Source organism: Gemmatimonadaceae bacterium, assembly GCA_035633115.1.
Taxonomy (GTDB): domain Bacteria; phylum Gemmatimonadota; class Gemmatimonadetes; order Gemmatimonadales; family Gemmatimonadaceae; genus UBA4720.
In genome coordinates, this window is sequence record DASQFN010000109.1 from 1 (window position 1) to 2,570 (window position 2,570).

At 61.7% G+C, this 2,570-nt stretch carries 1 protein-coding gene and 1 pseudogene; both read right to left on the reverse strand.

Annotated features, from left to right (window positions below):
* Positions 1-467 precede the first annotated feature (467 nt).
* A pseudogene (locus tag VES88_14875) lies at positions 468-1,736 on the reverse strand (IS256 family transposase).
* Positions 1,737-2,003: 267 nt separating this feature from the next.
* Positions 2,004-2,570 (reverse strand): ISAzo13 family transposase (locus tag VES88_14880; GenBank protein ID HYN82770.1); only part of this gene is annotated, 567 nt, incomplete at its 5' end.

A 2,570-nucleotide genomic window follows, 5' to 3' on the forward strand; every position in this document is an offset into this window, starting at 1 on the left:
AGATGGTCGAGCTGGCGCTGAACGTTGCCTGGTACAACTCGGGCGTCCGCATCATGGGCGCGCTGAAAATCGATCTCGAGGACGGCTACCGCCGTCCGCGATCTTCCTGACAAAGAAGCGATCCAATCCATGGGAGGAGAAATGCCTAAGGGCCCGACGCATAATAACTGCTGCATAGTTTTGGATGGTGGGCGTCGGGCTACAGCATGTGGGCGGGATATCAGTAGCTGCGACCGAGCTGCTTTTTGAGCTTTTTGATACGATGGCGTTGGTAAGCAGCGATCTGCCGGAACAGCGGCGTATGTCTGTCAAAGCCCAGATGGGTGATGGATACGAAGTGCGGGGACCTGGTATCCGAACCGCCGATGTCCAAGCCACACACAATGCCTCCTTCTTCCCCGGTGGTGTCGCGTATGTGGTGGAAATTCCCGATTGGCGGTCTCCAGGCTGGTTGAGGGTGGGCCGCTTCAGGCGGCGAAGTCAAGGGTTTCGGGGTCGAGGGGCTGAGAAAGGGTCTCCCATCCATCGACCTTGCGCATCACGATCTGGCCGGATGCCAGGAGCGCCCAGAACAGCATGGGCGCCGTCTCGGCGTCGGGCAGCACGGTCTGGGTCTTGATCCGGCGCTTGAACTCCTCGTTCAGCCGTTCAATGGCGTTGGTGGTGCGGGCGGATTTCCACTGCGACCGGTGGAGGCGGGTGAAGGTGAACAGCCGGTCCCCGGCTTCCTCGAGACTATCGGCCACGGCCTTGCACTTCAGCCGCCATTTGCGGAGGAACGCCTCGCGGCGTTTTTCGATCTTGGCCTTCGTCTCGGCGTAGAGCATGTCGCGGTAATCCTCGGTCAGTTCGTCGTGCAGGCGCCTGGGCGCATGGGCGAGGAGGTTGCGGTGCTTGTGAACCGCGCAGCGCTGGACAGGCGCATCCGGCCACAGCTCGGCCAGCCAATCGTCGGGAAAACAGTCCCCCGGACTGTTTTCTGATCCTCCTCATACCTCGAGGCCGGGAGCGCCGTCGACGATGACGAACTCCGGCGCTTTCAGGCCGCGGGCGTCGAGATCATCGAGAAACGCCCGCCAGGCCGCCTTGCTCTCGCCGCCCATGTCCCTGATCGAGAGCAGGATCTTCTGCCCGTCCCGGCGCACGCCAATGGCCGCGAGCACTGAGATCGCGGTCGCTTTCCGGTCGATCCGCGTCTTCACCACGGTGCCGTCCAGGATCAGCCGCACGATGTCTTCGCCGGTAAGGTCGCGGGCGCACCACGCTTCCCAGTCGGTCTTCACCTTGCGCCACGCGCGGCTGACCACGTCCTTGCTCACGGCCCCTTCGAACACGCCGAAAAGGGCGCGCTTCACTCGCCGCGTGTTGGTCCCGGCGAGGTACACCGAGGCGATCAGCGCCTCCGCCTTCTTCGTGAGACGTTGATAGCGACGCAGCGCCTTCGACCGCCATTCGCTGGCCTGGCCGTCGTCGCCGATCAGGCGCGCCCGCGGCACCTTCACCGTCTCGGTGCCGAACGTGCCGATGACCTGACGTTCCCGGCACCCGTTGCGGTGGCCCTTCGCACCCTCGGAGGGGCGCTCGTATCGCCCGCGACCGAGCGCAGCCCGCAGTTCCTCCTCGAGGATCGCTTCTATGAAACTGCGAACCCGCTGGCGAACCCCGTCCTCAAGCGGGTCGAACGCGCCATCACTGGCCAGTAGCGCGAATGTCGAGGTCTTGGTATCGTCCTTCATGGCGTGATCTCCATGGCGGTTCCCGCCGCCGGTTGGTGTGTCGTTCACACCCGGAGATTACGCCGCCAAAGAATTTCCACCACATTCGCGACACCACCTCTTCCCCAGCGTAGAAGATGCTCACAACGCTACAGCTGTCAGGAATCGATAAATCGGGAGACTGCTTTGACAACGTTCGAATGAGGTTCTGAGAGAGCCTCGTTTCAACGGGCAGCGATGCTTTCAGCTCTACAAGGAGGCGATCGGTTTTTTCGGGGTCGTCGATCATTAATAATTCTCGCGTCCGAATGCATAGCTGTGGGTATCGTCGGATGCGGCTATTGTAGGGGATATCGTGTAGTTCCACTCACCATGGAAGCCATCGCGGTCAATATTGATGGCGGCCATTTCGGCGTCTGAGACCTTGATGGCTTTGGGGTAATCATTTTCGTCGAGGCAGCACTGCACGTCGAGCCCGGTGCTCGTGGTGGTCGCCCCGATCAGCTGGATGATGACCTCGTGGCTGATCAGCGGCTTGCCACGCCAGTTCTGCGTGATGAAGGCGAATAGCCGATGCTCGATGCGGTTCCATTTGCTCGTGCCGGGTGGGTGGTGGGCGACGGTAATGGAAAGTCCGGTTTCGTTGGCGAATGTTTGCAGCTCGCGCTTCCACAATCGTACGCGCGCTCCGTTGCTGCCACCGCAATCTGCTGTGATCAGGAGGCTCGTAGCGCTGAGATAGCGCTGCCGCCCCAAGGCGCGCCACCACCGCCGGATGCTCTCGACGGCGAAGGCTGCGGTATCATGATCGATACCAACATTAACCCAGCCGGAGTTGGCCGCGATGTCGTAGAC